At 65.6% G+C, this 6889-nt stretch carries 4 protein-coding genes and 1 pseudogene; 3 read left to right on the plus strand and 2 right to left on the minus strand.

What is annotated here, in order from left to right; translation table 11 throughout:
- Window positions 1-193 (minus strand): annotated as a pseudogene (locus VN004_RS09110) (TIGR02281 family clan AA aspartic protease); the annotation flags it as partial.
- 151 nt (window positions 194-344) lie between these two features.
- A complete protein-coding gene (hrpB, locus tag VN004_RS09115) occupies window positions 345-2843 on the minus strand; it encodes an ATP-dependent helicase HrpB (protein ID WP_325609163.1) in 2499 nt (832 codons plus the stop codon).
- 113 nt (window positions 2844-2956) lie between these two features.
- Between hrpB and polA the strand changes: the two genes are divergently transcribed.
- From polA to VN004_RS09130, 3 genes are all read left to right on the plus strand, one after another.
- Window positions 2957-6055 carry a DNA polymerase I gene (gene polA / locus VN004_RS09120; RefSeq protein ID WP_325609165.1) on the plus strand — a complete coding sequence of 1033 codons (3099 nt, stop codon included), beginning with the start codon at window positions 2957-2959 and terminating at the stop codon, window positions 6053-6055.
- 113 nt (window positions 6056-6168) lie between these two features.
- Window positions 6169-6510, plus strand: coding sequence for an endonuclease domain-containing protein (locus VN004_RS09125; protein ID WP_325609167.1), 342 nt, complete (start codon window positions 6169-6171; stop codon window positions 6508-6510).
- A 98-nt stretch (window positions 6511-6608) separates the two neighbouring features.
- Window positions 6609-6889 (plus strand): glutathione S-transferase N-terminal domain-containing protein (locus VN004_RS09130; protein ID WP_325609169.1); only part of this gene is annotated, 281 nt, incomplete at its 3' end.

Genomic DNA, 6889 nt, shown 5'->3' on the forward strand with positions numbered 1-6889 from the left:
GGCCATGCGCCTGGAAGTGGCCCCGGTGATCGCGGCCGATGCTGACGACACGCGGTGCGCTCGAGGCCGGCGTTGCCATCGCCGCTTTCTGTTCGGGCTGCTTCGCGGCCGAGGATGAGCCGCGGTCCATCCACGAGGCGACCAGCCCGGCGGCGCCCAGTATCAATCCGGCAACAACGATGATCGCGCGCATATGTCATCCGTCTGGCAATGCGGGCAACACAGCACGTCGGGGCAAATGCAACGCTAACGGGCAAACGCCGGCCGGGCCCCGCGCGCGGCAAGGTGACGCGAGTCTGAACGCGGTCGCTACAATTTGAACGATCGCTTGAACGATTGCCGCTTTATGGCGTCGCACGTTTCGTGCGCCGCGTCGGCAGCGCATTGGCGGGATCGTCCGGCCACGGATGCTTCGGATAGCGGCCGCGCATCTCGGCTCTCACCGCGGCATAGCTGCCGGCCCAGAAGCCGGGCAGGTCGCGCGTCACCTGCACCGGGCGATGCGCGGGCGAGAGGAGTTCGATGACGAGCGCCACGCGCCCGCCGGCGATGGCGGGATGGCGGCTGATGCCGAACAATTCCTGCACCCGGATCGCGATGGTCGGCCCGGCTTCGGCCTCGTAATCGATCGGGACGCTGGTGCCGGTCGGCGCCTCGAAATGGGTGGGCGCCTCAGTGTCGAGGCGGCGCCGCATCGCCCACGGCAACAGCTCCATGATCGCGTTCGAGAGCTCGTCCGCGCCGATGTCCTTCAGCGCGGTCTTGTCGGCGAGGAGAGGTGCGAGCCAGTCCTGCACGCTTGCACTCAACGCGGCGTCGGAGAGGTCGGGCCATTCGTCGCCCTCGGCCTTGCGCAGGAACATCACACGGTCGCGCCATTGGCGCAGATGCTTGCTCCAGGGCAGCCGCCCGATGCCGGCCTCGGCGATGGCGTTTGCCAGGACCAAAGCGGTTTCCGAAGACGGCGCGACCGGGATGATCTGTTCGGACAAGGCAATCGCGCCGAGGCGCTTGGCCTTGCGGCCGCGCAGGCTGAGCGTCGCCGGATCGACGGTCACCTCATCGCGCTGTTCGATGCGATCGGCAAAGCGCTGCTCGATCTCGCTCAGCGTAATCGGTGCGGCCATCAGAATGCGCGCCTGCGCCGCGGTGCCGGAGAGATCGGCCGCGACGATATACGGCTCGCGGGCCAGCGTCAGCGCGGGATCGAGCATCGCGCCGCGTCCATTCGCGAGCAGGAACGAGCCCTGTCCGCCGCCGCGATTCTTCGCGATCCGGTCCGGATAGGCGAGCGCAAGCAGCGCACCGACGGACCCCCCTCCCCAGTCCTCCCCCGCAAGGGGGGAGGGGGCGGACTGAGTGCGCGGTGACGCTGACGCCGCCCAGCGCTTCGCCATCGCGCGCGCATCCTCCGCGCGGCGCGAGCGGTCGCGGCGGAACAGGTCGAGACGGTGCGTCAGATCGACATCGTTGCCGCCGACCCCGCGCTCGGTCACTAGCACCGCGATCTGCGCCGCCATCTCGCCGGCACCTTCGCGCGCCCCATCGACCACCATGCGGGCGAGGCGCGGCGGCAACGGAAGCGCGCGCAAGCTCCGGCCTTCGTCGGTGATGCGGCCGTCATCGCCGAGCGCGCGAAGTTCAACCAGGAGCTTGCGGGCTTCGGCGTAAGCGGCGTTGGGCGGCGGATCGAGGAATGTCAGCGTCGATGGATCGGCGACGCCCCATTGCGCGAGATCGAGCGCAAAGCCGGACAGATCGGCCGAAAGGATTTCCGGGCGCGCATAGGCCTCGAGCGACGCGGTTTCGGGCTCGCTCCACAGCCGGTAGCAGATGCCGGGTTCGGTGCGGCCGGCGCGACCGCGCCGCTGATCGGCGGCGGCGCGCGAGACGCGCACCGTCTCAAGCCGCGTCAGCCCCGTGCCCGGCTCGAAACGCGGCACGCGCGCAAGCCCTGAATCGATCACAACCCGCACGCCCTCGATGGTGAGCGAGGTCTCCGCGATCGAGGTCGCGAGCACCACTTTCCGCCGTCCCGGAGGGCTGGGTGCGATCGCGCGATCCTGCACCTGCGCATCCAGCGCGCCATACAGCGCGACCACATCCACGGCTGGATCGGTGATGCGTTCGTTCAGCAGCGTCTCAGTGCGCCGGATTTCCGCCTGGCCCGGCAGGAACACGAGGATCGATCCGCTGTCGGCGCGCAGCGCGCGAAGCACCGCGTCAGCAACCTGCGGCTCGATCCGCTCGCGCGCCTCGCGCGGCAGGTAGCGGGTTTCGACCGGAAAGGCGCGGCCGAGGCTTTCCACCTGCGGCGCATCGCCGAGCAGCCTTGCGATGCGCGCGCCATCGAGCGTTGCCGACATCACGAGAAGCTTCAGGTCTTCGCGCAGGCCAAGCTGCGCGTCACGCGCGAAAGCGAGCCCGAGATCGGCGTCGAGCGAGCGCTCGTGAAACTCGTCGAAAAGGACGGCGGCGATCCCTTCAAGTTCCGGGTCGTCGAGGATCATCCGGGTGAAGATGCCCTCGGTGACAACCTCGATCCGCGTCCGCTTCGATACCTTCGAGCCGAAGCGCACCCGCAGGCCCACCGTGTCGCCGACGCTTTCACCGAGCGTCTTCGCCATGCGCTCGGCGGCGGCGCGGGCCGCGAGGCGCCGCGGTTCCAGCACGATGATCTTCTTCTCCGCGGCCCAGGGCTCGTCCATCAGGACGAGCGGCACGCGCGTCGTCTTGCCCGCGCCGGGCGGGGCGACCAGCACGGCGGCCTCGCGCGCGCGCAACGCTGCGGTCAGCGCCGGCAGCGCCTCGTCGATCGGAAGGGACGAGCCGAAAGTCCGCATCAAAATGTTTGCCTGTTCCCTTGCGTTCCGGGCATGGAGCACATGACCGAACTCGGCTCAGATATCCACCGTCTCCGTTGCCATCCCCGGCGGGACGGCCCACATTCCGCGCCATGCCAGCACAAAAATCCTCCCAGTCCGCTTCTAAGCCCGCGTCCAGGTCCGCCAAGGCGGCGGCGGCAAAGCCCGGCGCCGCGAAAAAATCCGCTCCGGTGGCCGCTAGCGCGCTGAAAGCGGGGGACCATGTCTTTCTGGTCGACGGCTCGTCCTACATCTTCCGCGCCTATCACGCATTGCCGCCGCTCAATCGCAAGTCGGACGGGTTGCAGATCAATGCGGTGCTCGGCTTCTGCAACATGCTGTGGAAGCTTCTTCGCGAGATGAAGCCGGAGGAGCGGCCGACCCATCTCGCGGTGGTGTTCGACAAATCCGAGAAGACGTTCCGCACCGATTTCTATCCCGATTACAAGGCGCACCGCCCCGATGCGCCGTCCGATCTCATTCCGCAATTTCCGCTGATCCGCGAAGCGGTGCATGCCTTCGACATCCCGTGTCTCGAACAGGCCGGCTATGAGGCCGACGACCTGATCGCGACCTATGCGCGGCTTGCCTGCGAGGCCGGCGCGACCACCACCATCGTGTCCTCCGACAAGGATCTCATGCAGCTCGTGAACGACTGCGTGATCATGTACGACACGATGAAGGACAAGAAGATCGGCGTTGCCGAGGTGATCGAGAAATTCGGCGTGCCGCCGGAGAAGGTCATCGAGGTACAGGCGCTGATCGGCGATTCGACCGACAATGTGCCGGGCGTGCCGGGCATCGGCGTGAAGACCGCCGCGCAGCTCATCGGCGAATATGGCGATCTTGAAACGCTGCTGGCGCGGGCCTCCGAGATCAAGCAGGAGAAGCGGCGTCAGACACTGATCGACAATGCCGAGCTGGCGCGCATCTCCAAGCGCCTCGTCACGCTCGATCAGAATGTCGATCTCGATGTGCCGGTCGAAGACCTTGTGGTGCATGAGCCGGATTACAAGCGGCTGATCGCCTTCTGCAAGGCGATGGAATTCACCACGCTGACGCGGCGCGTGGCCGAAGCCGCCGACATTGACGCAAGCCAGATCGATCCGGATTCGCGGCTGATTGCCGGCGCGCCGCCGCTTCCCCCGGTGCGGCCGGAGGATGGGGCTCTTCCCCCTCAACCTGCGACCCCCACCCCGGCCGCTGCGCGGACGACCCTCCCCCTTTCAGGGGGAGGGATGAACGTGCGCAAGGGGGGAGGAAGTGCCGCCGAGCAAGTGGTGTTCATTCCCGTCTCGCTTGCGGATGCCCGCCTTGCCAAGCTGAAGGCGCTGCCCTTCGACCGCTCGAAATACGAGATCGTGCGCGACCTTGCGCGGCTGAAAGCCTGGATCGTGCGCGCGATCGATGTCGGCCATGCTGCGATCGATACGCAAACGAGCTCGCTCGACCCGATGCAGGCGACGCTGTGCGGCTTCTCGCTCGCGATCACACCGAACGAGGCCTGCTATGTGCCGGTGGCGCATCGCAATCCGAGCGAGGGCGAGGGGCTGTTCGATGCCGGACTCGTGCCGCACCAGATTCCGGAGAAGGACGCGCTCGATGCGATGCGTCCGCTGTTCGCGGACAGGGGCGTCCTCAAGATCGGACACAACCTGAAATTCGACTGGCAGATCTTCGCCCAGCGCGGCATCGAGGTGGCGCCTTATGACGACACCATGCTGATGTCGTATGTGGTCGATTCCGGGCGCGTCTCGCATGACGTCGCTTCGCTCACGAAGCGCAATTTCGATCACACCGTGATCGACTTCAACGAGATCACCAAGGCAGGCAAGACGCGCGTCAGCTTCGATTGCGTGCCGATCGAGCGCGCCGCCGAATATGCCGCGGAAAGTGCCGATGCCACGCTGCGCCTGTGGCATGCGCTGAAGCCCCGGCTAGCCGCCGAGCACATGATGAATGTCTATCAGACGCTGGAGCGTCCGTTGATCGCGGTGCTCGGCCGCATGGAAGGCCGCGGCATTTCGATCGACCGGCAGACATTGGCGCGGCTCTCCAGCGAGTTTGCCGCCGAGAGCCTGCGGCTCGAAGAGGAAGCCCAGAGGCTCGCCGGGCAGCCATTCAATCTCGGTTCACCGAAGCAGATCGGTGATGTACTGTTCGGCTCGATGGGACTGCCGGGTGGCACCAAGACCAAGACCGGGGCGTGGTCCACATCGGCCTCGGTGCTGGAGGAGCTTGCGGAGCAGGGCCACGCCTTGCCGCAGAAGATTCTCGACTGGCGGCAGGTCTCCAAGCTGCGCTCCACCTATACCGATGCGCTGCCGAACTATGTCGATCCGAAGACGCAGCGCGTGCATACGAATTACGCGCTGGCGGCGACGACGACCGGGCGGCTGTCGTCATCCGAACCGAACCTTCAGAACATCCCGATCCGCACCGAGGCCGGGCGCAAGATCCGCAAGGCCTTCATTGCGAAGCCGGGGCACAAGCTCGTCTCGGCCGACTATTCGCAGATCGAATTGCGGCTGCTGGCGGAAGTCGCGAACGTGCCGGCTTTGCGTCAGGCGTTCCGCGATGGCACCGACATTCACGCCATGACCGCGTCGGAGATGTTCGGCGTGCCGCTCAAGGATATGACGAGCGACGTGCGCCGGAAGGCGAAGGCGATCAACTTCGGCATCATCTACGGCATCTCGGCCTTCGGGCTTGCCAACCAGCTCGGCATCGCCCGCGAAGAGGCGGGCGCCTACATCAAGAAATACTTCGAGCGCTTTCCCGGCATTCGCGCCTACATGGACGAGACGCGCGATTATTGCCGCGAGCATGGCTATGTCGAGACGCTGTTCGGGCGTAAATGCCATTACCCGGACATCAAGGCGTCGAACCCGTCGCTGCGCGCGTTCAACGAGCGCGCCGCGATCAACGCGCGGCTGCAGGGTTCCGCCGCCGACATCATCCGAAGAGCCATGACGCGGATGGACGATGCGCTGCGCGATGCCGGCCTGTCGGCGCAGATGCTGCTGCAGGTGCATGACGAACTGGTGTTCGAGGTGCCGGACGAGGAGGTCGAGCGCACGCTTCCGGTGGTGAAGCGCGTGATGGAAGACGCGCCGCATCCGGCCGTGCAGCTTCACGTGCCGCTGTCGGTCGAAGCCCGCGCCGCGGACAACTGGGACGAGGCGCATTGAGTCTATGGCGGAGGGCCGCAACGGTGTTACCCTCTCCCCTTGAGGGAGAGGGTGGCTCAGCGCGAAGCGCAGAGCCGGGTGAGGGGTGTTGCTTCGTGTCTCACCATCGTGCTGTGGCAGATCATCAACGCCGCTTCGCTCGGACGATGCGACGCGAGCCGACGCTTGCCGAGCGCAAGCTGTGGCTGTTGCTGAGATCGTCACGTCTGGAAGGGCGCAAGTTCCGAAGACAAGTCCCGATGGGTGCATTCATCGCTGATTTTGTCTGTCACGAAAGCAAGGTCGTTGTTGAAGTGGACGGAGGACAGCACGGCGGTGAGGCCGATGTTCTTCGCGACCAGTGGTTTCATGCAGCGGGTTATCAGGTGCTGCGCTTCTGGAACAATGATGTCCTGCGCAATCCGAATGGGGTTCTGGAAGCCATAATGCTCGCAGCAGGCCGAAATCGACGTTAGAACCCCTCACCCGGCTTCGCTTCGCGAAGCCACCCTCTCCCTCAAGGGGAGAGGGTAAGACTGCCGCTTGCACCGCCCTTCAAACACGCGAAAGCACAATGTCCAAACTCTCCGCCTTTCCCATCACCAAGAAATGGCCCGCGCAGAATCCCGACGTGATCCAGCTCTATTCGTTTCCGACGCCGAACGGGGTGAAGGTGTCGATCGCGCTCGAGGAGATGGGGCTGCCCTATGAAGCGCATGCGGTGAACATCGGAAAGAACGAGAGCTGGACCGAGGAATTTCTCTCGCTCAATCCGAACGGAAAAATCCCTGCGATCATCGACCCGAATGGTCCGGGCGGACAGCCGCTCGGCCTCTGGGAATCGGGTGCGATCCT

This window comes from Pseudorhodoplanes sp. (assembly GCF_035565855.1).
Classification (GTDB): Bacteria; Pseudomonadota; Alphaproteobacteria; order Rhizobiales; family Xanthobacteraceae; genus Pseudorhodoplanes.